Genomic DNA, 24,373 nt, shown 5'->3' on the forward strand with positions numbered 1-24,373 from the left:
GCGGAGGGTTGCGCGCCGGTCGGCGGCCTGGAACAGGGAGATCAAGCGCGCCCCCCGGCGGTCCGCCGGTGGACGCTGCGGGCGTCGAGGCCGGACAGGCCGCGCACGGCGACGTAGACCTTCTCGCGGCCGGGCAGCGAGACCCGGCCGCGCAGGACCGCCTCGGGGTCCTCGGCGATCCGGTCGAGGAGCCTGCGGTAGATGCCGGCCATGGCGGCGACGCAGGCGCCGCTGCGGCGGTCGAGCATGGGCAGCAGCCGGGTGCCCTCGGCGAACAGGGCGCGGGCGCGCCGGACCTCGAAGTGGACGAGGCCGGTGAAGTCGGCGCCGGCCGGGGGCCGGGCCGAGTGGAAGCCCTCGGCGCAGCCGAACTTCGCGAGGTCGTCGGAGGGCAGGTAGGTGCGGCCGTTGGCGGCGTCCTCGCGCACGTCGCGCAGGATGTTGGTGAGCTGCAGCGCCAGGCCGAGGGTATCGGCGTACTCCGCGGCGCGCGCGGCGTCCCGCGCGCCGGGCACGGTGCCGAACACGCCGAGGGAGAGGCGGCCGATGGCGCCCGCGACGCAGCGGCAGTACACCGCGAGGTCGTCCCAGGTCTCGTACGACTGGCCGCGCACGTCCATCTGAACGCCGTCGATGAGTTCGTCCAGCCCGCCGAGCGGGATGGGGAAGCGGCGCGCGGCATGGCTGAGCGCGACGGCCACCGGGTCGGTGTCGTCCTCGGCGATGCGGCCCTCGCGGATGCGGGAGAGCAGCTCGCGCGTCTCCTCCAGGCGGCGGTGCTTGGCGTCGGCGTCCAGCGGGCCGTCGCCGATGTCGTCGACGCGGCGCGAGAAGGCGTAGAGCGCCGACATGGCGCGCCGCTTGGCGGTCGGCAGGAGCCTGATGCCGTAGCTGAAGTTGCCGGCCTGCTGGCCGGTGACCGCCTCGCAGTAGCTGTACGCGGCGAGCACCGGTGCGGACGCGTCCGGGGTTCCGTTCACGGCCTTGCTCACCCCTCTCTTCGCAGTGTCGCTCCCACCTCGCGCAGCAGGCTGAGCTTGGTGGGCTTGGGCGGTCCGGGCAGTACGTCGTGTCCTGCGGCGGCGACCGCGCGGAGCGCGGCCCTCCCCCCGCCCACGAACCCCGCGAGCAACAGCTTCAACCTGCCGTGGACGCTACCCACCAGGGGGGTGCCTTCATTCAGCAGTTCCCCGGCGCGTTCCCCCTCGTACGCGACCAGGGCGCGCAACGACGCGCCGCCGGCCGGGCGCGCGAGGTCGGCCTCGGTGACGCGGAAGCGCGCCATGTCCTCGGCCGGGAGGTAGATGCGGTCGCGGCCGAGGTCCTCGGCGACGTCCTGCAGGTGTTCCACGATCTGCAGCCCGGTGCAGACCGCGTCCGAGCGGCGGATCCGCTCGGGGCTGGAGGTGCCGGTGATGCCCAGGACGAGGCGGCCGACGGGGTTCGCGGACAGCTCGCAGTAGGCGAGCAGATCGTCGTACGTACCGTAGCGGCGGACCCGCTGGTCCTGGCGGTTGGCCTCGATGAGCCCCAGGAAGGGCTCCGGGGTCAGCCCGCAGCGGCGGACGGTGGGCCGCAGGCGGCACAGCAGCGGGTGGCGCGGGCCGGTGGGGCCGCCGAAGACGCGGAGCAGGTCGGCCTCGAAGGCGTCGAGCATCGTGAGACGGTCGTCACTCTGCTCCGGGTCGAGCCCCAGCAGCTCGGCGTCCCGCCCGCCGGGGGCCAGGTCGCCGTCGCCGATGTCGTCGACGAGGCGGGCGTATCCGTAGACGGCCATCAGGTCGTCCCGCCAGGCGCGCGGCACGAAGAAGGGGGCCACGGGGAAGTTCTCGTGCGCGGCTTTGTCGAGCACGGCGCGCTCGTGCGCGTCCGTCCCCGCCGTCACAGCGGGCTGCCCGGACCGGGGACGGCGTGCACGCCTCGGATCTGGAGAGGCCCCGCAGCCAATACAGCCATTGCCGTCACATCTCCCGTTCTACACTGCCGACCCAGAACATCCTATTTCGGACACGCCGCAGGGGTGGACACCCCCTTCGGCGCCCCCTGCTCCCCCTTCGGCACCCGCCGCCGCACCGCGTCCGACCCCGTCCCCGGAGTCGCGGATACACCGGTATCGCACGCTTCGCCGTAATTCGGCACGGTACAGCGTACGCCGCACACCTGTCCGATGCGCGACCGGGTAGGTGCTTGATCCATACAATGCCACGCGGGCAGCGAATCAACCCTGCCAATAAGCCAGTTGATCGTTACGGAACGGTCAAGGCCCCCGCCGGAGCAGACCGGCGGAGGCCCTGCGAGACGCATGTCACGACCGCGACTAGCGGGCCGTCTCCTTCTCGTACGCCCGGACCACTTCCTCGGTCGGGCCGTCCATGAGCAGCTGCCCGTGCTCCAGCCACAGCACGCGGTCGCAGGTGTCCCGGATCGACCTGTTGTTGTGGCTGACGAGGAAGACCGTGCCCGCCTGCTTGCGCAGCTCGCGGATGCGGGCCTCGGAGCGCTTCTGGAACGAGCGGTCACCGGTGGCCAGCGCCTCGTCGATCATCAGCACGTCGTGGTCCTTGGCCGCGGCGATGGAGAACCGCAGCCGGGCCGCCATGCCGGACGAGTAGGTCCGCATGGGCAGCGTGATGAAGTCGCCCTTCTCGTTGATCCCCGAGAAGTCGACGATGCCCTGGTAGCGCTCGCGGATCTGCTCGCGCGACATGCCCATGGCCAGACCGCCGAGCATCACGTTCTTCTCGCCCGTGAGGTCGTTCATCATGGCCGCGTTCACGCCCAGCAGCGAGGGCTGGCCGTCGGTGTAGACCTTGCCGCGCTCGGTGGGCAGCAGCCCGGCGATCGCCTTCAGCAGGGTGGACTTGCCGGAGCCGTTCGAGCCGATCAGGCCGATCGCCTCGCCGCGGTAGGCGGTGAAGCTCACGCCCTTCACGGCGTGCACCTCGCGCACGCCCGCGCTCGGCTGGCGCCGCACGAGACGGTTGAGCGCGGCGGTCGCGCTGCCGCGGCCGGTGTTGCCGCCGTAGACGCGGTAGACGATGTGCACGTCGTCCGCGATGACGGTGGGCACGCGGGCGGCGTCCGCCGCCGGGGTCGGGTTCTGTTCAGCCACGGCCGTACTGCTCCTCAGCCTTCCAGAAGTACACGAAACCGCCGACGCCGATCAGCAGCGCCCAGCCGACGGCCAGCGCCCACACGTGCGGCGGCAGGTCGATGTGCTTGTGCGCGGCGTGGCCGCTGATCAGGGAGGATCGCATCAGATTGATGAAGACGGCCGCCGGGTTCGCGCTCAGCACGTCGATGAGCCACTTCGGGGCGTGCTGCTTCTCCAGCGCCTCGACCAGGTTGTACATCACACCGGACGCGTACATCCAGGTGCGCAGGACGAACGGCAGCAGCTGCGCCAGGTCGGGGGTCTTGCTGCCCGCGCGGGCCAGGATCATCGCCAGGCCGGTGTTGAAGACGAACTGCAGCACCAGCGTCGGGACGATCAGCAGCCAGGACAGCTGCGGGGTGTGCCCGAACCCGAGCAGGAAGAGGAAGAGCACCAGCATCGAGAACAGCAGTTGCTGGAGCTGCTGGAGCGCGAAGGAGATGGGCAGCGCCGCCCGGGGGAAGTGCAGGGCCCGCACCAGCCCCAGGTTGCCGGCGATCGACCGGACGCCCGACATGGCCGAGCTCTGGGTGAAGGTGAAGACGAAGATGCCCGTCACCAGGAACGGGATGTACGTCGCGATGCCCATGCCCTTGCTCTGACCCATCAGCACGCCGAAGATCAGGAAGTACACCGTGGCGTTCAGCAGCGGCGTCGCCACCTGCCACACCTGGCCCAGCTTCGCCTGGCTGTACTGGGCGGTCAGCTTGGCGCGGGAGAAGGCGATGATGAAATGCCGCCGCGCCCACAGCTGCCGGGCGTACTCCGGCAGGCTCGGGCGGGCCCCGCTCACCGCGAGGCCGTACTTCCTGGCCAGCTCGGCGGCGGGCAGGCCGTCGTCCGGTGATGGCGGGGCACTCATGGCGACCGCACTGCCGTGCGTTGTCTCGCTCACAGTTGACACTTTCGTCCTCAAGGTGCGCTGCCGGGGGCTCGCCCCGGCACGCGCCCGGTGCTCATAGACAAGAGCTTGTCAGATCACGGGAGGCCGACCCAGCCGGGTCAGGCGCCACACGGTACGCCACTTCATGGGGCGCCGTGGACCACAGGGCGTCGTCCAGCCCTCCTTGAAGCCCCCGAACCACGCCCGCAGCGCGGGCAGGGAGGGCCGCCGGGCCAGGGTCAGCAGCAGCCACACCCCGAGGTAGACCGGGACCAGGGGGGCCGGCAGGTTGCGCCGGGCGAGCCAGACCCGGTTGCGGGCGACCATCCGGTGGTAGACCGCGTGCCGGCTCGGGGCCGTCGTCGGGTGGTGCAGCACCATGTCCGCGCGGTAGTCGATCATCCAGCCCGCGTCGAGGGCCCGCCAGGCGAGGTCGGTCTCCTCGTGCGCGTAGAAGAACTCGTCCGGCAGCAGGCCGGCCTCGGCGAAGACCCGGGTGCGGACCGCGTTGGCGCCGCCCAGGAAGGTGGTCACCCGCGAGGAGCGCATCGGGTCGGAGGCGCGCAGCCGCGGCACGTGGCGGCGCTGGGTGACGCCCGTGTCCGGGTCGGCGATCCGGAAGCTGATGATGCCGAGCTTCGGGTCGGCGGCGAACGCCTGCCGGCACAGCTCGGCGGTGTCCTGGCCGGGCAGAAGGCCGTCGTCGTCCAGGAACAGCAGGATGTCGGCCTCGCGCCCGGCGGGCCCGAACGCCTCGATGCCCACGTTGCGCCCGGCCGGGATGCCGACGTTCTCCGACAGCTCGACGGTGCGCACGGTCAGGCCGGGGACGGCGATCGGCGGCAGCGGGGAGCCGTTGCCGACGACGACGACCTCGATGGGGTCGCCGTCCTGCTTGGCGACCGACTCCAGCAGGGCGCGAAGCTCCGCGGGGCGGTTGCCCATGGTGAGGACAACCGCGCCGACCTTGACGGCGGAAGCGGAGGGAGCGTTCATCGGAGCCTGCTCGACGCGAGGATGGACACGAGGTGCAGCACAGTCTGCAGCACCGCGACGGCGGCGAGGAGGACCACCGCGACACGCGTGAAGAGCAGGTCGCCGTGGACGAAGTCCGCGATGCCCGCCACCAGCATCAGCAGCGACGCCTCGACGCCGCCGACCAGCCGGTGGAACTTGAGCGCGGCCGCGGCCCGGCGGGCCAGGGCCATGCCGGAGGAGCGGGGCGTGGCCGCGGCGTCCTCGGCGGCCGCCATGCCGCTGCGGGCGCGGGCCACGTCGACCAGGTCCGTCTCCGCCTTGATCAGGATGGCGCCGAGCGCCGCCAGCGTGCCCAGGAAGGCCCACTGCCACTGCGTGGCCGCGCCGTCCTTGTGCAGGACGTCCGCCGCCCGGATGCCGAAGCCCACGAGCAGCGCGGCCTCGGAGAGGTAGTGCCCCACGCGGTCCAGGTAGACGCCGGTCGTGGAGGTGACCTTGCGCCAGCGCGCGAGCTCGCCGTCCACGCAGTCCAGCAGCAGGTACAGCTGGATGAGCAGCGCGCCGAGGATCGCCCCGGTCAGGCCGGGGATCAGCAGGGCCGCGCCCGCGGCGATGCCGGCCAGGATCATCAGGCCGGTGTACTGGTTGGGCGTGAGCCGGGTGTTCAGCAGGACCCGTGTGCAGCGCAGGGAGATCTCGCGCATGTACAGGCGCCCGGCCCAGTGCTCGCCGCTGCGCCGGTCCTTGAGCCCGCCGGGGTGGACGACCGGGCGGAGTTCAGCTAGTGACGGTTTTGGCATAGTCGGCGTAAGCGTCCCTGATCTGGTCGGTGGAGAGCGCGAGGTGCTCCAGGATCGTGTAGCGGCCGGGGCGGGTCTGCGGCGCGTACTCCACGGCCGCGACGAACTCCTCGGCGCTGAAGCCGATCTCCTGCGGCAGCACGGGCAGGCCGTGCCGGCGGAGCACCTCGACCATCAGTGCGGACTCCTCGCGGGCACCGCGCAGGTACATCGCGAAGGCCGCGCCGAGGCCGCACTGCTCGCCGTGGCTCGCCGCGCGCTTGGGGTAGAGCAGGTCGAAGGCGTGGTTGATCTCGTGGCAGGCGCCGGAGGCGGGGCGGCTGTCGCCGGCCACCGACATGGCGATGCCGGTGAGGACCAGGCCCTCGGCCAGCACCTGCAGGAAGCCGTCGTCGCCGACGCCGCCGGGGTGGCGCAGCACGGCCTCGCCGGCCTGCCGGGCCATGGCGGCTGCCAGGCCGTCGATGGCCTCGCCCGTCTCGCGGTGGGAGAGCTCCCAGTCCGCGACGGAGGAGATGTTGGAGATCGCGTCGCCGATGCCGGAGCGCACGAAGCGGACCGGGGCCTCACGGATCACGTCGAGGTCGATCACGACGGCGATCGGGTTGGGCACGCCGTACGAGCCGCGGCCCGCGTCGTTGTCGAGGGTCGCGACCGGCGAGCAGAGCCCGTCGTGCGAGAGGTTCGTGGCCACGGCGACCAGCGGCAGGCCGATGCGCGCGGCGGCGAACTTCGCGCAGTCGATGATCTTGCCGCCGCCGAGGCCCACGACCGCGTCGTAGTGCCCCTTCTTCATGGCGTCGGCCAGCTTGATGGCGTCGTCCAGCGTGCCGCCGCCCACCTCGTACCACGAGGCGCCGGGCAGCGCCGGGGCGAGCCGCTCGCGCAGCACCGCCCCGGAGCCGCCGCTGATGGCGACGGCCAGCTTGCCGGAGCTGGAGATCCGCTGATCGGCGAGGATCTTCGCCAGATCGTCCAGCGCTCCGGCCCGGATGTCGACGACGACCGGCGAGGGGATGAGCCTCGTCAGTACTGGCACGCGATCCCCCGGCCCTTGGCGAGGTCGTCGTGGTTGTCGATCTCGACCCACTGGACATCGCCGATGGGCGCCACGTCGATCTTGAAGCCGCGGTTGACGAGCTCCTGGTAGCCGTCCTCGTAGTAGAGGTCGGGGTCGCGCTCGAAGGTGACCTTGAGGGCGTCGGCCAGGTCGGCGGCGGCCTCGCCCTCGATGAGGGTGACGCCGATGTACTCGCCGGTGGCCTCGGACGGGTCCATCAGCTTGGTGATCTTCTGGACGCCCTTGTCGGGGTCCACGACGACCTTCATCTCCTCGTCGGCGAGCTGCTTCACCGTGTCGAGGGCGAGGATGATCTTCTGGCCGTTGCCGCGGGCGGCGAGCAGGGTCTTCTCGACGGAGACCGGGTGCACGGTGTCACCGTTGGCGAGGATCACGCCGTCCTTGAGGGCGTCGCGGCCGCACCACAGGGAGTAGGCGTTGTTCCACTCCTCGGCCTTGTCGTTGTCGATCAGGGTGAGGCTCAGGCCGTACTTGGCCTCCAGGGCCTCCTTGCGGGCGTACACGGCCTCCTTGCGGTAGCCCACGATGATCGCGACCTCGGTCAGACCGATCTCGGCGAAGTTGGCCAGGGTGAGGTCGAGGATGGTGGTGTCACCGTCCACCGGCACCAGGGCCTTCGGCAGGGTGTCGGTGTAGGGACGCAGACGCCGTCCGGCGCCGGCGGCCAGCACGAGGCCGATCATGCGGGTTCTCCTGTTTCGTCGTGTACTGCGGGTGCCCCGGAGGACACCCAGAAGCGGATGCTCTCGCTGAGCACCACGAGGGCGATGGCGGCCGCGAGGACCGTCAGCGCGATGGTGAAACCTCGGCCGTGCCACAGGGCGGCCGCGATGGTGACCGCCAGGACGCGACCCTCGTGTCCGCCGATCGCCCGCACCAGCCGGTGCGGGGGCGCGCCGGTGCCGCCGCGGATGCGGTACACCGTGTCGTAGTGATGGTAGGCGACCGCGGCCACCAGGCCGAAAGCCGCCGGGAGGGCCCCGGGGGCGCCGGACTGGGCGGCCAGGCCCAGGATCATGCCGTACTCCGCGCCCCGGAAGACCGGCGGGACCAGCCAGTCGAGGGGGCCCTTGAGGGGCTGGGCGACGGCGACGCCGGCGAAGACCGCGTAGACCACGGCCTGCAGGACGGCGCGCCAGGTGCCGCCGCTGCCGGTGAGCAGCGGGCCGATGAGCAGGCAGGCGGCGGCGAGCAGGGCCCAGAAGGGGGCGCTGTAGGCCCGGCCGGGCACCGTGCGGCCGAGGCTGCCGGCCGCGGCCTCGGCGACCGGGCCGGAGTCAGCGAGGTCCGCCAGCGCCTGCGCGGCGCGGTCGGTGCGCCGTGCCTTGCGGGTCAGGGAGCGCAGGACGCGGCCCGCGGTGGTGTAGCAGGCGGCGAAGGCGCAGCCGATCAGCAGCACGTAGAAGACGGTGCGGGGCGTGGTGAGCGCGGTGAGGACCGCGATCAGCGCCCAGCGCTCGCCGATGGGCAGCACGATCATGCGGCGGACCCAGACGGTCCAGCCGACGCTGTCGAGGCGGCCGGAGAGCGCGGCGGTCGGGCTCGTGTTGGCCGTGGCGTCGTGGTTGGCCTCGTTGAAGGCGAAGTCGACGACGTGCCGGCAGGTCATGAGGACCATGGCGCCGAGCGCGAGCGCCCACACGTCGTCATGGCCGCCGCCGCGGGAGGCGCCGAGGGCCAGGCCCGCGTAGAAGGCGTACTCCTTGGCGCGGTCAAAGGTCGCGTCGAGCCAGGCGCCGAGCGTGGAGTACTGCAGCGAGTAGCGGGCGAGCTGGCCGTCGGTGCAGTCGAGGACGAAGGAGAACAGCAGCAGCGCGCCGGCGGCGACGAAGCCGCCCCGGGTGCCGGTCGCCGCGCAGCCGGCCGCGATCAGCGCGGTCAGCAGGGACGCGGTGGTGACCTGGTTGGGGGTGAGGCCGCGGCGGGCGCACCAGCGGGCGAGGTAGCGCGAGTACGGGCTGATGCAGAAGGTGGTGAAGAACCCGTCGCGGGACTTCACGGCGCTGCGCAGCCGTACGGCCTCGTCGTCGACGGCCTCGGTCTCGGCGAGCGCCTTGGCGCGGAGCTCGCCGCCGTCCGGCACGGCCGCGACGAGGACGCCGAGGTCGGGCCGGTGCACGGGGACGCCGTCGGCTTCGAGCCGGGCGGCGAGGAGACCGGGCAGGCTCGCGCCGTCGTCCGGGCCGGTCAGCGCGCGCGTCAGGGACGCGCGCGCGTCCGGCTGGACGGTGAGCGCGCCCTCGGTGGCGCCGGCCGGGAAGCGGGGGTCGGTCAGGGCGAGGCGCAGGGCGTGCACGTGGCCCACGAAGCGGTGGTCCACCACGGCGACCCGCTCCGTGGCCGGGACGGCGGCCAGCGCCCCGGCGACGTCCGCCGCCACGCGGACGTCGAAGCCGAGGGACCGCAGGTCCTCCTCCAGGGAGGAGCCGGCGGGCGGCGGACCGGTGAGGATGGCGGTCGACAGACGAACTCACTCCTTGCGGCGGACATGGCCGCTCCGGGGCCGCGGGACGCGGCGGGCGGCGTTCGCGCCGGAAGCCCCCGGCGGGGGCCGGCACGTCGGCAGAGGCTATCGGATCACCGGAAGACGCCGTTCACCGCCGGTATGCCTGCGGCGGGCCCGCCATGGGAAGGACGCCCGGGCGGGGCGTCCGGTTCCAGGCCGGGACGGTCCGGCACCGCCGGAATGCGCCATCGTGGTGTCCCGCCGCGAGAGTCCGGCGGAATGCCCGATCACCAGAATCGAACACAGATCGTGACCCGCCGTCCAGGCGCTATCGTGCCGGTCATGACATGGCTGATCACAGGCGGTGCCGGGTACATCGGAGCGCACGTCGCCCGGGCGATGACGCAGGCCGGCGAGCGGGTCGCCGTGCTGGACGACCTGTCCACGGGCGTGGCCGCGCGGCTGCCCGCGGGCTGCGTGCTGGTGCGGGGCTCGGTGCTGGACCGCGAGCTGCTGGACCGCACGTTCGCGGAGCTCGGTGTGACGGGCATCGTGCACCTGGCGGCGAAGAAGCAGGTCGGGGAGTCGGTGGAGAAGCCGCTCCTCTACTACCGGGAGAACCTGCACGGGCTGACCGTGCTGCTGGAGGCGGCCGTCGCCGCGGGCGTCCGCAGCTTCGTGTACTCCTCCTCCGCCGCCGTCTACGGCATGCCGGACGTGGACCTCGTCACGGAGGACACGCCGTGCGCGCCGATGAACCCGTACGGCGAGACGAAGCTGGCCGGCGAGTGGCTGGTGCGGGCCACCGGCAAGGCGCACGGCCTGTCGACGGCCTGCCTGCGCTACTTCAACGTGGCGGGCGCGGCGGTGCCGGAGCTCGCGGACACCGGGATCTTCAACATCATCCCGATGATGTTCGACCGGCTCACCCGGGGCGAGGCGCCGCGGATCTTCGGCGAGGACTACGCCACCCCGGACGGCACCTGCGTCCGTGACTACATCCACATCGAGGACCTGGCGACCGCGCACCTCGCGGCGGCCCGCCGGCTGGCCGAGCGCACGGAGCCGGGCGACCTCACGCTGAACGTGGGCACGGGGCGGGGCGTCTCGGTGCGGGAGATGGCCGACCTGATCGCCTCGGTGACCGGCCGCACCGAGCCCGCGCCGCTCGTCGAGCCGCGCCGTCCGGGTGATCCGGCGCGTGTCGTCGCCTCGAACGAGCTGATCGCGAAGGAGCTCGGCTGGAGCCCGGCGCACGACGTGCACAGCATGGTCGCGTCCGCGTGGGAAGGCTGGTGCCTGCATCACCCGGAGGCCCGGGAGGGCGCTCCGCGGGGCTGACGACACCGCACGCAGGGTGATCGCCGCAGGTCGGCGAGATGTACGTCTTCGCAGGTCAGAGCACATGACAACGGTGTTCAGTGCCGCGTTGCCCGATACCCCCCACCCGTAGTTCACTGGGTCCCGGCCGGCAGCCGCCGGCCGGACGGGCAGCGGTTTTCCGAGGGCGGCATCTCATGGGCGCAGGGCACGATCACGGTCACTCTCACGGAGGACCCCCGCCGGGCACGAGCGGCACGGCCGCGGCGGCCTACAAGGGCCGGCTGCGGGTCGCGCTGGGCATCACGCTGACGGTGCTCGTGGCGGAGGTCGTGGGCAGCGCGCTGACCGGTTCGCTGGCGCTGCTCGCGGACGCCGGGCACATGGCGACGGACGCCGTCGGGGTGGGCATGGCGCTGGTCGCGATCCACTTCGCGAACCGCCCGTCGAGCGGCCGCCGCACCTACGGGTACGCCCGGGCGGAGATCCTGGCGGCGCTGCTGAACTGCCTGCTGCTGCTCGGCGTGGGCGGGTTCATCCTCTACGAGGCGGTGGGGCGCCTGATGAACCCCACCGAGGTGCCGGGCGGCATGACCGTGGTCTTCGGTCTGGTGGGCGTCGTCGCCAACCTGATCTCGCTGGCGCTGCTGATGCGCGGCCAGAAGGAGAGCCTCAACGTGCGCGGGGCGTTCCTGGAGGTCCTCTCGGACGCCCTGGGCTCGTTCGCGGTGGTGGTCTCCGCCGTGGTGATCATGCTGACGGGGTGGACGCAGGCCGACCCGGTCGCCTCGCTCCTGATCGGCCTGATGATCGTGCCGCGCACGCTGAAGCTGCTGCGGGAGGCGCTGGACGTCCTGCTGGAGGCCGCGCCGAAGCACGTCGACATGGACGAGATCCGGTCGCACATCATGGCGCTGCCGGGCGTGCAGGACCTGCACGACCTCCATGTGTGGACCATCACATCCGGAATGCCGGTGCTCTCCGCCCACGTGGTGGTCGACCACCTGGCGCTGGATTCGGTCGGGCACGAGAAAATGCTCCACGACCTGCAGGCCTGCCTCGGCGAGCACTTCGACGTGGAGCACTGCACCTTCCAGCTGGAGCCCGGCGGCCATGCGGAGCACGAGGCGAAGCTCTGTCATTGACGCCCCGGCCCGGTACGGCAGACTTGAGGGCCGAAGACCGACAACGAGGATGGTCAATGCCGATCACACCAGCCAATGGCCTCTCCGCCGACACCGCAGCGGTTCCCGCTCCGGAGGACTCAGCCGAACCGATCATGCTGGAGCTGGTCGACGAGGACGGCAGAACCATCGGCACGGCGGAGAAGCTGTCCGCCCACATCGCCCCCGGCAAGCTGCACCGGGCGTTCTCGGTCTTCCTCTTCGACGACGCGGGCCGGCTGCTGCTGCAGCGGCGGGCGCTGGAGAAGTACCACTCCCCCGGCGTGTGGTCGAACACGTGCTGCGGCCACCCGTACCCCGGCGAGCCGCCGTTCGTGGCGGCGGCGCGCCGCACGGGCGAGGAGCTGGGGCTCGCGCCCGCGCTGATGCGCGAGTCCGGGACCGTGCGCTACAACCACCCCGACCCGGACTCGGGACTGGTGGAGCAGGAGTACAACCACCTCTTCGTGGGAATCGTGCGGGCCGAGCCGCGCCCGGCCCCGGAGGAGATCGCGGAGACCGCGTTCGTGACCCCGGCCGAGCTGGAGGAGCTGCGGGCGCGCTACCCGTTCTCGGCGTGGTTCATGACCGTGCTGGACGCGGCGCGGCCCGCGGTGCGCGAGGTCACCGGGGACGCGGCGGGCTGGTAGGCCCGCCGGGGGCCGCGGGGAGCGGCAGGGCGGCCCAGACCACCTTGCCGCCGCTCGCGGTGTGCTCGACGTCGCACATGCCGCCGGCCTCGGCGGAGATGGCCTGGACGAGCAGCAGCCCGCGGCCGCCGATGCGCTCGTCGTCCGCCTCCAGCGGCTTGGGCCGGTACGGGTGGTCGTCCTCGACGGCCACCCGCACCCAGTGGCGGCCGATGGAGACCTCCACGGCGACCTCGGGCGAGAGCAGCGCCGCGTGCTGCACGGCATTGGTGACCAGCTCCGAGACGATCAGCAGGAGCCCCTGCAGCAGGTCGTCACCGAGCGGCACGCGCTGGTGCCGGAGGAGGTCGCGGACGGCGTGCCGCGCCCGCGGGACGGAGGAGTGCAGCGCGGGAGCGGTGAAGCGCCAGGCTCCGTCGAACTCGACCGGGCTCCGGGGTGGGGCCTGCCCGCGGTCGGGCGGGACGCTCCCGAGGATTTCCATGTCCGATACCAACCCCTCACCATGGTCGACCGCACCCATGAGTGTTGGGAACTTGAGGGTCCTACCGGCGGGCTGACCACAAAACACCGGCTATCGACGGAGTTTGACCGGGTGCGTATGCCAGGGTCACTCACGCGACTGATCCTGCCCACCCTGTTCCACGTTCCCTGAGCAACCCGGAGTTAGGTATTCCGAGGGAGGGCCCGGATAGCATCCGGCGCATGGAGCCCGCACTTCACCTGGACGTCGCCGGTGGCACCGCCACGGTCCGCATCGCCAACCCCGCCAAGCGCAACGCCATGACCACGGACATGTGGCGGGCCCTCCCCGGGCTGCTGGAGCGGTGCGCCGCCGACCCGGCCGTCCGGGTGCTGGTGCTCACCGGCGAGGGCGGCACGTTCTGCGCGGGCGCCGACATCTCCTCGCTGACCGAGGGCGTCGACCGCTCGCGGGACCTCGCGATCGCCGCCGAGGAGGCCCTCGCCGCCTTCCCCAAGCCCACGCTCGCCGCCGTGCGCGGCTTCTGCGTGGGCGGCGGCTGCCAGCTCGCCGCCGCGTGCGACCTGCGGTTCGCGTCCGAAGACGCCTCCTTCGGGGTGACCCCCGCGAAGCTCGGCATCGTCTACGGGGCCTCCTCCACCCGCCGGCTGGTGGAGCTGACCGGCCCGGCCACGGCCAAGTACCTGCTCTTCTCGGGCGAGCTGATCGACGCCGCGCGGGCGCTGCGGACGGGGCTCGTGGACGAGGTGTGGCCGCAGGAGGCGCTGGACCGGCGGGTCGCGGAGTTCGCCAAGGTGCTGGCCTCGCGGTCGCAGCTGACGCAGGCCGCCGCGAAGGAGTTCGCTGCGAGGCCGGCCGGTCCCGGACGGATCGCGCACTGGGCGGAGCAGGAGCGCGCCGGCGGCGACACCGCGGAGGGCGTCGCCGCGTTCCTGGAGCGGCGGCAGCCGCGGTTCGGTTGGACGGTCGGCGAGGAGACCTTCGTCTGACGGTCCGCTGACGGGCGGCCGGACCCCCGTACCGGCCTTCCCATCAACGGCCACTGACCGTGGCGCCTGACGGTCAGTCAATCGGCTGCGGCTTCACCAGTTGTGCCAGGTCCGCGTTCCGCCACTCCGCCACGAGGTCGGCCGGGGCCTTCTCCGGGGACCCCGCGTCGTAGGGCGGCTGCGGGTCGTACTCGATGAGCAGCTGGACGGACTGCGCGGCGCGGTCGCCCGCGATCCGGCCCACGAGCGCGAGGGCCATGTCGATGCCGGAGGAGACGCCGGCGGCGGTCACGTACTTGCCGTCGAAGACGACGCGCTCCCCCGTGGCCTCGACGCCGTACGCGGCGAGCTGCTCCAGCATCAGCCAGTGCGACGTGGCGCGACGGCCCGTCAGCAGCCCTGCCGAGGCCAGGATCAGGGAGCCGGAGCAGACGGACGTCGTCCAGGTGGTTGTCCGGTCGACCTGCTGCAGCCACTCGGTGACGGGTCCCGGCCCCAGCTGCCCGCTCGGGTCGGCGCTGCCGGGGACCACGACCACGTCCGGGCTCGTGACCTCGGCGAGCGAGGCGTCGGCGACGAGGGCGAGGTTGCCGCTCTCGTTGCGGACGGGGCCGGGGCGCTCGGCGACGAGGACGACCTCGGTGCCGGGCAGGGGGCTGAGGGTGTCGAACGGGCCGATGGCGTCGAGGGCGGTGAAGCCGGGGTAGAGCAGGACGGCGATCTGCACGGTGGTCCCTTTCCTTTTCCTGTCGGGTGTCAGGCCGCGGTCAGCGGCCGGAAGCGGCGCCGGTACTCGGCGGGCGAGGTCCCCAGGGACCGGACGAAGGCGCGGCGCATGGCCTCGGGCGTGCCGTAGCCGCAGGCCCGCGAGACCTCCTCGACGCCGTCGCCGGTGTCCTCCAGCTGCCGGCGCGCGGCCTCCAGGCGGACCCGGTCGACGTAGCGGCCCGGCGTCATGCCGGTCTCGCTGTGGAAGGCGCGGGCGAAGTGCCGCGGGGAGAGGTCCGCGCGGGCGGCGAGCGCCTCGACGGACAGGTCCGCCGCCGGGTTCTCCACGATCCAGTGCTGCACGTCGCGCAGCCGCGGGCGGCTCGCGGTCTGGGCCGCGAGCGGGGCGCTGAACTGGGTCTGGTTGCCGGGGCGGCGCAGGAAGACGACGAGGTTGCGGGCGACGGCGAGCGCCGGCTCGCGGCCCAGGTCGTCCTCGACGAGGGCGAGGGCGAGGTCGATGCCGGCGGTGACGCCGGCCGAGGTGACGACGTTCCCGTCGCGCACGTAGATGGGGTCGGGCTCCACGCGGACGGACGGGAAGCGCGCGGCGAGGGCCGCGCAGAACGCCCAGTGGGTCGTCGCGCGGCGGCCCTCCAGCAGGCCGGCCGCGGCGAGCAGGAAGGAGCCCGTGCACACCGACACCACGCGCTCCGCCCGCGGCGCGTGCTCGCGCAGCCAGGTGACGAGGCGCGGGTCGGGGGTGCGCGTGCCCTCGCCGCCCGGCACGAGCAGGGTGTGCGCGGCGGGGGCGTCGTGCAGGGCGGAGTCGGGCGTGACGCGCAGGCCGCTGCTGGTGCGCACGGGGCCGCCGTCGAGGGTGGCGGTGTGCACGCGGTACGTGGCGGGGTCGCCCGTCCACTGCCGCGCTCCGGCGAACACCTCGGCGGGGCCCGTGAAGTCGAGGCTCTGGACCTCGTCGAAGAGGACGATCAGCACGGTGCGGCGCTGCGTGCGGCGGGGCGTCATGGTGACCATGCTGGTCGCCCGGTCAGGTGTCCGCAATGACGAACACCCCACCTTTCCTGCCATCGCCGCCGGGTGCGGGGGACCCCCCTTCACGCCATACCGGCCAGTCGGTAGCGTGCCCGCATGACTTCTCTCAACGGGCCCAGGCCCGAGCTGGCCGCGCGCCGCTGTCAGCAGCCCCTCAACACCCTTCACGCCACTGTGTACTTCTCGCCCGAGATCGTGCGGGAGATGGGCGCCCTGGGGATCGAGGAATTCTCCGCCGTCAACATCGCCGGGCGGACGGCCGCGTTCGGGCGCGTCGGCCCGGGCCCGGTCACGGCCGCGTTCTACAACTACAAGCACGAGCGGATCGCCGCTCACCTCCCGGGCGTCTGGGACGCCGCCGCCCCGCAGGACGTCCTCGCCGCGCGGCTGCGCGCGGCCGACGGCACGCTGCGCCGCCTGCTCGGCGAGGACGTCATCGCCTCCCCCGAGATGGCCGAGGCCGCGGAGCTCGCCCTGCGCGCCACCGAGGGCTGCGGCCGCGGCGGCCGCCCCCTGTACTCCGCCCACGCCGACCTGCCCGTCCCCGAGACCCCCCACCTGGCGCTCTGGCACGCCGCCACGCTGCTGCGCGAGCACCGCGGCGACGGTCACGTCATGGCGCTCGTCCGGGCGGGCCTCGACCCGGTCGAGGCGCTCCTCAGCCACAGCGCCACCGGCGGCGGCATGAGCGACAAGTGGCTCGTCCGCACGCGCGGCTGGACCGTGGAGGAGCTCATCGCCGGCCGCGAGCGGCTGCGGGCGCGCGGGCTGCTGGACGAGGCCGGCGAGCTGACGGAGGCGGGCACCGCGCTGCGCGACGCGGTGGAGGCCGAGACCGACCGTCTCGACGCCGCGCCGTACGAGCATCTCGGCGCGGCGGGCGTGGAGCGCCTCACCGGGCTGGCCAAGACCTTCGCCATGGCCGCGGTCGAGGCGGGCGCGTTCCCCGCCGACCTCCTCGGCAACGGCTGAGACGCCGCCGAAACCACCGGCGCCGCGCGGCTCGGGCGCGGCGCTGTCGGCGGCACCTGCCACAATGCAGTCCGCAGCCCGAAGAGAAAGCGGAGCGTGATCGTGACGGCAATTGGTGCGTCGCCCGGGGCGTCGATCGAAGGCAGGATCGCCGAGGAGCTCGGCGTGCGGGAGCGGCAGGTGAAGGCCGCGGTCGACTTGCTCGACGGCGGTTCGACCGTGCCGTTCATCGCCCGCTACCGCAAGGAGGCCACCGAGATGCTCGACGATGCGCAGCTGCGCACCGTCGAGGAGCGGCTGAGGTACCTGCGCGAGCTGGAGGAGCGCCGCACGGCGGTCCTGGAGTCCGTGCGCTCCCAGGGCAAGCTGGACGAGGCGCTGGAGGCGCGGATCCGCGCCGCCGACTCCAAGGCCCGGCTGGAGGACATCTACCTGCCCTTCAAGCCCAAGCGGCGCACGAAGGCGCAGATCGCGCGGGAGGCCGGCCTGGAGCCGCTGGCGGACGGCCTGCTCGCCGACCCCGGCACCGAGCCGCTCGCCGCGGCCGCCGCCTTCGCCGGCCCGGACAAGGGCGTCGCCGACGCCGCCGCCGCGCTGGAGGGCGCCCGGGCCATCCTCACCGAGCGCTTCGGCGAGGACGCCGACCTCATCGGCGAGCTGCGCGAGCGCATGTGGACGCGCGGGCGCGTCGCCGCGAAGGTCCGCGAGGGCAAGGAGGAGGAAGGCGCGAAGTTCGCCGACTACTTCGACTTCGCCGAGCCCTTCACCGAGCTGCCCTCGCACCGGGTGCTCGCCATGCTGCGCGGCGAGAAGGAAGAGGTCCTCGACCTCACCCTGGAGCCGGAGCCGGCGGGCGAGGCGCCCGCGGGACCCAGCTCGTACGAGCAGATGATCGCCCAGCGCTTCGGCATCGCCGACCGGGGCCGCCCCGCCGACAAGTGGCTGGGCGACACGGTGCGGTGGGCCTGGCGCACGCGCGTCCTCGTCCACCTCGGCATCGACCTGCGGCTGCGGCTGCGCCAGGCCGCCGAGGACGAGGCCGTCCGCGTCTTCGCGGCGAACCTGCGCGACCTGCTGCTCGCCGCCCCGGCCGGCACCCGCGCCACGATGGGCCTCGACCCCGGCTTCCGCACGGGCGTGAAGGTCGCCGTCGTCGACGCCACGGGCAAGGTCGCGGCCACCGAGACCATCTACCCCCACGTCCCGCAGAACAAGTGGGACGCCTCGCTCGCCACGCTGGCCCGGCTCGCCCGGGAGCACGGCGTCGAGCTCGTCGCCATCGGCAACGGCACCGCCTCCCGCGAGACGGACCGGCTGGCGGCCGATCTGATCTCCCGTCACCCGGAGCTGAAGCTCACCAAGGTGATGGTCTCCGAGGCCGGCGCCTCGGTCTACTCCGCCTCCGCGTTCGCCTCCCAGGAGCTGCCCGGGCTGGACGTCTCGCTGCGCGGCGCGGTCTCGATCGCCCGCCGCCTGCAGGACCCGCTCGCCGAGCTCGTCAAGATCGACCCCAAGTCGATCGGCGTCGGCCAGTACCAGCACGACCTGTCCGAGGTGAAACTGTCGCGGTCGCTGGACGCGGTCGTGGAGGACTGCGTCAACGGCGTCGGCGTCGACGTCAACACCGCGTCCGCGCCGCTGCTCGCCCGCGTCTCCGGCATCAGCTCCGGCCTCGCCGAGAACATCGTCTCCCACCGCGACGCGAACGGTCCGTTCCGCTCCCGCCGGGCCCTGAAGGACGTGGCGCGGCTCGGTCCCAAGGCGTACGAGCAGTGCGCGGGCTTCCTGCGCATCCGCGGCGGGGACGACCCGCTGGACGCCTCCAGCGTCCACCCCGAGGCGTACCCGGTGGTGCGGAAGATGGTGAAGTCGACCGGCGGCGAGGTCGCCTCCCTCATCGGCAACACGTCCGTGCTGCGCTCCCTGCGGCCGGACGCGTTCGTCGACGACACGTTCGGTCTGCCGACGGTCACCGACATCCTGCGCGAACTGGAGAAGCCCGGCCGGGACCCGCGGCCCGCGTTCAAGACGGCCGCCTTCAAGGAAGGCGTCGAGAAGATCGGCGACCTGCGGGCGGGGATGATCCTGGAGGGCGTCGTCACCAACGTGGCCGCGTTCGGGGCGTTCGTGGACGTCGGCGTCCACCAGGACGGGCTGGTGCACGTGTCGGCCATGTCCCGGACGTTCGTGAAGGACCCCCGGGACGTCGTCAAGCCCGGTGACATCGTGCGGGTCAAGGTCATGGACGTCGACATCCCGCGCAAGCGGATCTCGCTGACGCTGCGGCTGGACGACGACGCGGCGTCGTCGTCCGGCGGGGGCGGGGGCCGTCCGCGCCCGGAACGGGGTTCCGAGCGCGGATCCGAGCGGGGTTCCGAGCGCGGCTCCGGCCGCCGCGGCGGTGGCGCGCCGCAGCAGCGGCGCGGCGGCTCGCGCGAGGCGGCTCCGCCGGTGAACGACGCAATGGCGGAAGCCCTCCGCCGCGCGGGGCTCCGCTAGCGCGGAGGGAAACGACGTACGTACGGGGCCCGGCGGCCTCCATTCCGCCGGGCCCTCGCCGTCGTGGTGACGCGCCGTTGCGGCGGGCAGAATTTCCCCGCCGCAACGGCGACAAGCCACCACGTGGCAGGCCGGCGGTGCCCAGCCGGCCTGTAGGGGGTCAGGTCACCCCCTCCTCGGGGGAGAAGTCCGGGACCGGGGCCTCGTACAGCCACGCGGCCAGCAGGGGACGCAGCGGACGGTCCGCCGTCTTTTCCGCGTGGGACACGAAGCGTTCCGTGTCCGCCGTCCCGCCCCGGTGCGCCGCGTGCCACGTCCGCAAGGTGCGGAAGAAGCACTCGTCGCCGACGGCGAGCCGCAGGGCGTGGAGGGTGCACGCGCCGCGCACGTAGATCCGGTCGTCGAAGAGCTGCCGCGGGCCGGGGTCGGCGATGCACAGGTTCTGCCCGCGGCAGGCGAGCTCGTGCCGGGCGGCCCGGGCGAGCGTGTCCGCGTCGTCCTCGCCGAGGTGTTCGGACCACAGCCATTCCGCGTAGGTGGCGAAGCCCTCGTTGAGCCAGATGTGCCGCCAGTCGGCGACGCCGGCGCTGTTGCCGAACCACTGGTGGGCGAGTTCGTGGGCGACGAGGGTCTCGGAGCCGCGCCGCCCGTCGACGTGGTTGCGGCCGAAGACGGACAGGGTCTGGTTCTCGACGGGCGCCGCGAGGTCCGCGTCGACGACGACGGCGCCGTAGGTCTCGAAGGGGTAGGCGCCGAAGTAGTCGCTGAAGGCGCGCAGCATCCGCGGCTGCCGGGCCAGGTCGTGGCGGGCTTCTCCGGCGATGTCGGCGGGGTAGGCGTTGCGGAAGGCGCCGCGGGTGTCGTGGGTGAAGCGGCCGGTGCAGACGGCCGCGAGGTAGGAGGCCATGGGCCCGGGGTGGTGGTAGGTCCAGGCGGTGGAGCCGGCGGTCTCCCGGCGTTCCTGGAGGGTGCCGTTGGCCAGGACGTCGTGTCCCCGGGGGACGGTGACGGTGAAGGTGTAGGCGGCCTTGTCGTCGGGGCGGTCGTTGCAGGGGAACCAGGAGGGGGCGCCGACGGGCTGGGAGGCGACGAGGGTGCCGCCGTGGTCGTCCCCCGTGCGGTCCCAGCCGATGGGCCCGAACGGCGTGCGGACGGGCCCGGGCTTGCCGTCGTAGTGGACGTCGGCGACGAACGTCTGTCCGGCGGTGAGGGGCCGCGGGGCGGCGAGCACCGCCTTTCCGCCGTGCTGGTGCACGGTGACGGGCTGTCCGTCCAGGTAGGCGGCGCGCACCTTCAGCCGGGCGAGGTCGAGGGCGATGCGGCCGGTGCGTTCGTTGGCGACGGCCCGGATGCGGGCGTGGCCGTCGAGCCGGGCCCGGCCGGGGTCGTAGCCGAGCGTCAGGTCGTAGGAGAGGGTGCGGTGGCCGTCGGAGCCGTTGCGGGGGAAGTAGCGCGGGCCGCCGCCCCGCAGGGCGGCGGTGTCGGCGGCGGTCGCGGCCAGCGGGAGGGCCGCCGCGCCCGTGAACAGGGCGCGGCGGCTGCAGCGGAGACGTCCCCAGAGGGTCATGCGACGGTTCCGGAAGGCCGTGGGGTGTTCCCGGGCGGGACAGCGGCGGTCCCGGCGGAACCCGTGACGGCGGTGCACAGGGCGGCCGCGCCGGGACGCGCGGGGCTCCCCGCGGGCCGTGCGGCGCTGTCCCCGCCCCTCGGGAGGGGCCCCGCGCCCGCGATCGGGTTGCCGGCCCAGCGGGTGCCGGCCGGGACGGTCTCGCCGCGCATGACGAGGGAGGCCGGGGCGAGGGAGACGCCCGCGCCGACGGTGCTGCCGGGCAGGACGATGCCGTGCGGGCCGAGGGACGCGCCGGCGTCGAGGCGTACGGCGTCCATGCGCATGATCCGGTCGTGGAAGAGGTGGGTCTGCAGGACGCAGCCGCGGCCCACGGTGACGCCGTCGCCGAGGGAGACGAGGTCGGTCTCGGGCAGCCAGTGCGTGTCGCACCAGACGCCGCGGCCTATGCGCGCCCCGAGGCTGCGCAGCCACCAGTTGAGGACGGGGGTGCCGGTGAAGGGGCCGGCCAGCCAGGGCACGGCGAGGGTCTCGACGAAGGTGTCGTAGAGCTCGTTGCGCCAGACGAACGAGGACCACAGGGGTTGCTCGCCGGCGGTGAAGCGGCCCATGAGGAGCCATTTGACGGCGGTGGTGATCAGGCCGGCGACGAGGCCGGCGGCCAGCAGCAGGGGGGCGCCCACCGCGGCGGCGAAGAGCAGGCCGCCGGTGTCGAGGGCGTCCTGCTCGGCGAGGAGGACGAGCTCCGCGAGGGCGAATCCGGCCATCAGCGGGAGCACGCGGCACAGTTCGACGGCGGCGCGGGCGGCCACCAGGCGGCGCGGCGGGTCGAAGGTGCGGTGCGCGTCGGCGGCGGCCGCCTTGCGCGGCAGGGGCATGGCGGGGCGGCCGAGCCAGGAGCTGCCGGGTTCGCTGTGCTCGGGCGCGTCGGAGAGGACGCCGATGAGGGCGTGGTCGGGCACGCGGCGGCCGGGGCCGACGATGCCGGAGTTGCCGACGAAGGCGCGCCGGCCGATGTGCGCGGTGCCCAGGCGGAGCCGTCCGCCGCGCAGTTCGTACGGGGCGACGAGCGTGTCGTCGGCGAGGAAGGCTCCGTCGTCGACGGTGAGGAGGGAGGGCAGCGGGAGGACGGTCGAGATCTCGGCGCGCCGGCCGACGCGGGCGCCCAGGAGGCGCAGCCAGACGGGCGTGGCGAGGCTCGCGTAGAGGGGGAAGAGGCTTGCCCGGGCGCCGTCCAGGAGGCGGGTGACGAGCCAGGCGCGCCAGGCGACGGCGCCCCACGCGGGGTGGTCGCCGGGCCGGATGCCGCGGCCGAGCAGCCGGACCGTGCCGGCGACGAGGAGGGCCCAGGACAGGCTGCCGGCGACGGTGAGGACCGGGACGGCGGCGAGCAGGGTCAGCGACACGGACAGCAGGGTGGTGCAGCCCTTGACGAGGTAGTAGGTGCCGACGAGCGCGGGCAGGGCGGCGAGGAGGGGCAGGAGGGGCAGGCCGGCCAGCGTGAGGGCGTAGGCGGCCTTGGCCCGGAGGGACGGGAGCGCGGGGGCCCCGGCCGGTACGGGTTCGGCGCGGCCGGCGCTGCGGGCCGGCGAGCCCTCCCACCGCTCCCCCGCGGCGGCGTGGCCGTCGAGGCAGGCTCCGGGCGCGAGTTCGGCGCCGGGGTCGAGGGTGGCTCCGGGCATCATCGTGCTGCGGTGGCCGGCGCGGGCTCCGGCGCCGAGGGTGACGCGGCCGATGTGCAGGTCGTCGCCGTCGAGCCACCAGCCGGAGAGGTCGGCTTCGGGTTCCACGGAGCAGCCGTCGGCGAGCGTGGCGAGGCCGGTCACGGGCGGCATCGCGTGCAGGGCGACGCCGCGGCCGGTGGTGCAGCCGAGGGCCCGCGCGTACCGGGCGGCCCAGGGGGTGCCCAGGAGCGACGGGACCCCGAAGGAGGCGACGGTGCGTTCGGCGGTCCAGAGCCGGAGGTGGACGCGGCTGCCGCGCCGGTACGTGCCGGGTGCGATGCCGCGGGTCAGCAGGCGCGCGGCCGCGGCGCCGACGGCGAGCCGGGCGGGGGCGCTGAGCAGGACGAGCCAGCCGGCGAGGACCAGCCACCAGGAGGTGTGCGGGGCCCACTGCCGGGGTGCCAGGAGGCCGAGGACGTCGTCGGCGGCGGCGAGGGCGACGAGTCCGCGCAGCCCGGCGACGCCGAACAGGGCGGTCTGCACGAGGATCTGGGCCGCGCCGGCGCGCTTGCGCACGGGGCGGACGGTGCGTTGGGCGGCGCCCTCCGGCGGGGCGGCGGAGGCGAGGGAGTCGAGGTGGGCGGCCATGTCGCGCAGGACGGGGTGCCGGTAGAGGCCGGCGACGGAGACCCCGGGGTGGTGCTCGCGCAGGGCGGAGGCCATGCGGGCGGCGGTGAGGCTGGTGCCGCCGAGGGCGGTGAAGTCGGAGCCGGCGGCGGGCCGGGTGCCGAGGTGGAGCTCCCACAGGTCGGCCAGGCGGGCGGCCGTGCCGTGGAGTTCGCCGTCGTCTCCGGCCGGCTCCGGCGGCGGCCAGGGCAGGGCGTCGCGGTCGACCTTGCCGGAGGTGCGGGTGGGCAGGTCGTCGAGCTCGGTGAGGACGGGCACGAGCGCGGCGGGCAGCCGCCCGGCGAGCAGGGCTCTGGCCTCCTCGCGCCGGTAGGAGGCGTCCGGGACGACGTAGCCGACGAGGACGTGCCCGCCGGCGGGCGTGCTGCGTACGGCGGCGGCCGCTCCGCGCACGCCCGGCAGGGCGCCGAGCGCGGCGTCGATCTCGCCGAGTTCGACGCGCCGCCCGCCGAGCTTGATCTGGTCGTCGGCGCGGCCCGCGAAGACGAGGCCTTCGGGATCGGCTCGCACGAGGTCGCCGGTGCGGTAGGCGCGGGGGTCGCCGAGGGCGGGTGAGGGGCGGAAGCGGTCGGCGTCCTTGACGGGGTCGAGGTAGCGGGCGTTGCCGGCGCCGGCGACCACGAGTTCGCCCTCGGCGCCGTACGGCACCGCTTCCCCGGCCTCGTCGACGACGGCCAGCCGCCAGCCGGCCAGGGGCAGTCCGATGCGTACGGGCTCGCCGGGCAGCAGGCGCGCGGCGCAGGCGACGACGGTGGTCTCGGTGGGGCCGTAGGTGTTCCACATCTCGCGGCCGGGCACGGCGAAGCGGGAGACGAGCGCCGCGGGGCACGCCTCGCCGCCGACGATCAGCAGGCGCACCTGGTCGAGGGTCTCCGGGGGCCAGAGCGCGGCCAGGGTGGGCACGGTCGAGACGACGGTGATGCCGCGCTCGGCGAGCCAGGGCCCGAGTTCGTGGCCGGCGCGGACGAGGGAGCGGGGTGCGGGGACCAGGCAGGCGCCGTGCCGCCAGGCCAGCCACATCTCCTCGCAGGAGGCGTCGAAGGCCACGGACAGGCCGGCCAGCACCCGGTCGCCGGGGCCGAGGGGCGCGTCCTGGAGGAACAGCCCGGCCTCGGCGTCGACGAAGGCGGCGGCGCTGCGGTGGGTGACGGCGACGCCCTTGGGGGCGCCGGTGGAGCCGGAGGTGAAGATGATCCAGGCGTCGTCGCCGGGGCGGGCGGGGCGGGGCCCCGCCGCCGGCTGCCGGGGCGGCCGGCCCGTGGGCGAGAGGCA

At 73.8% G+C, this 24,373-nt stretch carries 20 protein-coding genes; 6 read left to right on the plus strand and 14 right to left on the minus strand.

The genetic code is table 11. The annotated features are described in order from the left end of the window. Positions 1–41 precede the first annotated feature (41 nt). From hpnD to B7P34_RS03290, 9 genes are all read right to left on the minus strand, one after another. Positions 42–980, minus strand: a complete 939-nt coding sequence (gene hpnD / locus B7P34_RS03250; protein ID WP_223267449.1) for a presqualene diphosphate synthase HpnD — start codon at positions 978–980, stop codon at positions 42–44. An 8-nt stretch (positions 981–988) separates the two neighbouring features. Beyond that, positions 989–1,885 carry a squalene synthase HpnC gene (hpnC, locus tag B7P34_RS03255; RefSeq protein WP_223267450.1) on the minus strand — a complete coding sequence of 299 codons (897 nt, stop codon included), beginning with the start codon at positions 1,883–1,885 and terminating at the stop codon, positions 989–991. A gap of 432 nt (positions 1,886–2,317) precedes the next feature. Continuing rightward, the gene (locus B7P34_RS03260) at positions 2,318–3,112 is read right to left on the minus strand and encodes an ABC transporter ATP-binding protein (RefSeq protein ID WP_106674220.1); all 795 of its coding nucleotides are present in this window, start codon (positions 3,110–3,112) and stop codon (positions 2,318–2,320) included. Continuing rightward, positions 3,105–4,049: an ABC transporter permease gene (locus B7P34_RS03265; protein ID WP_106674221.1), complete on the minus strand. Its 945-nt coding sequence runs from the start codon at positions 4,047–4,049 to the stop codon at positions 3,105–3,107. The genes B7P34_RS03260 and B7P34_RS03265 overlap by 8 nt, the downstream gene beginning before the upstream one ends. A 78-nt stretch (positions 4,050–4,127) precedes the next feature. Beyond that, positions 4,128–5,033, minus strand: coding sequence for a glycosyltransferase family 2 protein (locus tag B7P34_RS03270; protein ID WP_106674222.1), 906 nt, complete (start codon positions 5,031–5,033; stop codon positions 4,128–4,130). Further along, positions 5,030–5,815 (minus strand): CDP-alcohol phosphatidyltransferase family protein, encoded by a 786-nt coding sequence (locus B7P34_RS03275; protein ID WP_106674223.1) that lies wholly within the window; start codon positions 5,813–5,815, stop codon positions 5,030–5,032. Before B7P34_RS03275 ends, B7P34_RS03270 begins: the two co-directional genes overlap by 4 nt. Further along, positions 5,793–6,854 carry an iron-containing alcohol dehydrogenase family protein gene (locus tag B7P34_RS03280; protein WP_106674224.1) on the minus strand — a complete coding sequence of 354 codons (1,062 nt, stop codon included), beginning with the start codon at positions 6,852–6,854 and terminating at the stop codon, positions 5,793–5,795. The genes B7P34_RS03275 and B7P34_RS03280 overlap by 23 nt, the downstream gene beginning before the upstream one ends. Then, on the minus strand, positions 6,842–7,579 hold the full coding sequence (locus B7P34_RS03285; protein WP_106674225.1) for a sugar phosphate nucleotidyltransferase: 738 nt from the start codon (positions 7,577–7,579) through the stop codon (positions 6,842–6,844). Before B7P34_RS03285 ends, B7P34_RS03280 begins: the two co-directional genes overlap by 13 nt. After that, complete coding sequence (locus tag B7P34_RS03290; RefSeq protein WP_223267451.1) at positions 7,576–9,276, minus strand: DUF5941 domain-containing protein; 1,701 nt, start codon at positions 9,274–9,276, stop codon at positions 7,576–7,578. The genes B7P34_RS03285 and B7P34_RS03290 overlap by 4 nt, the downstream gene beginning before the upstream one ends. Before the next feature lie 408 nt (positions 9,277–9,684). Between B7P34_RS03290 and galE the strand changes: the two genes are divergently transcribed. From galE to idi, 3 genes are all read left to right on the plus strand, one after another. After that, entirely contained in the window at positions 9,685–10,683 is a 999-nt protein-coding gene (gene galE / locus B7P34_RS03295; RefSeq protein WP_106674252.1) for a UDP-glucose 4-epimerase GalE, read from the plus strand. Between the two features lie 176 nt (positions 10,684–10,859). Continuing rightward, complete coding sequence (locus B7P34_RS03300; protein WP_106674227.1) at positions 10,860–11,807, plus strand: cation diffusion facilitator family transporter; 948 nt, start codon at positions 10,860–10,862, stop codon at positions 11,805–11,807. A 134-nt stretch (positions 11,808–11,941) separates the two neighbouring features. Then, on the plus strand, positions 11,942–12,475 hold the full coding sequence (gene idi, locus B7P34_RS03305; RefSeq protein ID WP_223267454.1) for an isopentenyl-diphosphate Delta-isomerase: 534 nt from the start codon (positions 11,942–11,944) through the stop codon (positions 12,473–12,475). Here the strand turns inward: idi and B7P34_RS03310 are convergent. Next, positions 12,450–12,959, minus strand: coding sequence for an ATP-binding protein (locus tag B7P34_RS03310; protein ID WP_106674229.1), 510 nt, complete (start codon positions 12,957–12,959; stop codon positions 12,450–12,452). The genes idi and B7P34_RS03310 overlap by 26 nt on opposite strands. Before the next feature lie 221 nt (positions 12,960–13,180). Between B7P34_RS03310 and B7P34_RS03315 the strand changes: the two genes are divergently transcribed. Then, the gene (locus B7P34_RS03315) at positions 13,181–13,948 is read left to right on the plus strand and encodes an enoyl-CoA hydratase/isomerase family protein (RefSeq protein WP_106674230.1); all 768 of its coding nucleotides are present in this window, start codon (positions 13,181–13,183) and stop codon (positions 13,946–13,948) included. 73 nt (positions 13,949–14,021) lie between these two features. On the opposite strand, the gene B7P34_RS03320 is transcribed toward B7P34_RS03315, so the two are convergent. Together B7P34_RS03320 and B7P34_RS03325 are read right to left on the minus strand one after the other, a co-directional pair. After that, positions 14,022–14,675: a DJ-1/PfpI family protein gene (locus B7P34_RS03320; protein ID WP_106674231.1), complete on the minus strand. Its 654-nt coding sequence runs from the start codon at positions 14,673–14,675 to the stop codon at positions 14,022–14,024. A 29-nt stretch (positions 14,676–14,704) separates the two neighbouring features. Then, the gene (locus B7P34_RS03325; RefSeq protein ID WP_106674253.1) at positions 14,705–15,685 is read right to left on the minus strand and encodes a GlxA family transcriptional regulator; all 981 of its coding nucleotides are present in this window, start codon (positions 15,683–15,685) and stop codon (positions 14,705–14,707) included. Positions 15,686–15,808: 123 nt separating this feature from the next. Between B7P34_RS03325 and B7P34_RS03330 the strand changes: the two genes are divergently transcribed. Continuing rightward, a complete protein-coding gene (locus B7P34_RS03330; protein ID WP_106674232.1) occupies positions 15,809–16,684 on the plus strand; it encodes an SCO6745 family protein in 876 nt (291 codons plus the stop codon). Positions 16,685–16,786: 102 nt separating this feature from the next. Continuing rightward, positions 16,787–19,183 carry a Tex family protein gene (locus tag B7P34_RS03335; RefSeq protein WP_223267452.1) on the plus strand — a complete coding sequence of 799 codons (2,397 nt, stop codon included), beginning with the start codon at positions 16,787–16,789 and terminating at the stop codon, positions 19,181–19,183. A gap of 160 nt (positions 19,184–19,343) precedes the next feature. On the opposite strand, the gene B7P34_RS03340 is transcribed toward B7P34_RS03335, so the two are convergent. Next, on the minus strand, positions 19,344–20,750 hold the full coding sequence (locus tag B7P34_RS03340; protein ID WP_106674233.1) for a M1 family metallopeptidase: 1,407 nt from the start codon (positions 20,748–20,750) through the stop codon (positions 19,344–19,346). Further along, on the minus strand, positions 20,747–24,373 hold a 3,627-nt coding region (locus B7P34_RS03345), incomplete at its 5' end, for a Pls/PosA family non-ribosomal peptide synthetase (RefSeq protein ID WP_106674234.1). The genes B7P34_RS03340 and B7P34_RS03345, both read right to left, overlap by 4 nt.

The sequence above is a fragment of the Streptosporangium nondiastaticum genome (genome assembly GCF_003011965.1).
GTDB lineage: Bacteria > Actinomycetota > Actinomycetes > Streptomycetales > Streptomycetaceae > Streptomyces > Streptomyces nondiastaticus.

Coding starts and splice junctions, on each gene's coding strand:
- B7P34_RS03275 (WP_106674223.1), bottom strand. CDS start 5,815: ATGCCAAAACCGTCACTAGCTGAACTCCGCCCGGTCGTCCACCCCGGC.
- B7P34_RS03325 (WP_106674253.1), bottom strand. CDS start 15,685: ATGACGCCCCGCCGCACGCAGCGCCGCACCGTGCTGATCGTCCTCTTC.
- B7P34_RS03270 (WP_106674222.1), bottom strand. CDS start 5,033: ATGAACGCTCCCTCCGCTTCCGCCGTCAAGGTCGGCGCGGTTGTCCTC.
- B7P34_RS03285 (WP_106674225.1), bottom strand. CDS start 7,579: ATGATCGGCCTCGTGCTGGCCGCCGGCGCCGGACGGCGTCTGCGTCCC.
- B7P34_RS03310 (WP_106674229.1), bottom strand. CDS start 12,959: ATGGAAATCCTCGGGAGCGTCCCGCCCGACCGCGGGCAGGCCCCACCC.
- B7P34_RS03330 (WP_106674232.1), top strand. CDS start 15,809: ATGACTTCTCTCAACGGGCCCAGGCCCGAGCTGGCCGCGCGCCGCTGT.
- B7P34_RS03315 (WP_106674230.1), top strand. CDS start 13,181: ATGGAGCCCGCACTTCACCTGGACGTCGCCGGTGGCACCGCCACGGTC.
- galE (WP_106674252.1), top strand. CDS start 9,685: ATGACATGGCTGATCACAGGCGGTGCCGGGTACATCGGAGCGCACGTC.
- idi (WP_223267454.1), top strand. CDS start 11,942: ATGCTGGAGCTGGTCGACGAGGACGGCAGAACCATCGGCACGGCGGAG.
- B7P34_RS03340 (WP_106674233.1), bottom strand. CDS start 20,750: ATGACCCTCTGGGGACGTCTCCGCTGCAGCCGCCGCGCCCTGTTCACG.
- B7P34_RS03300 (WP_106674227.1), top strand. CDS start 10,860: ATGGGCGCAGGGCACGATCACGGTCACTCTCACGGAGGACCCCCGCCG.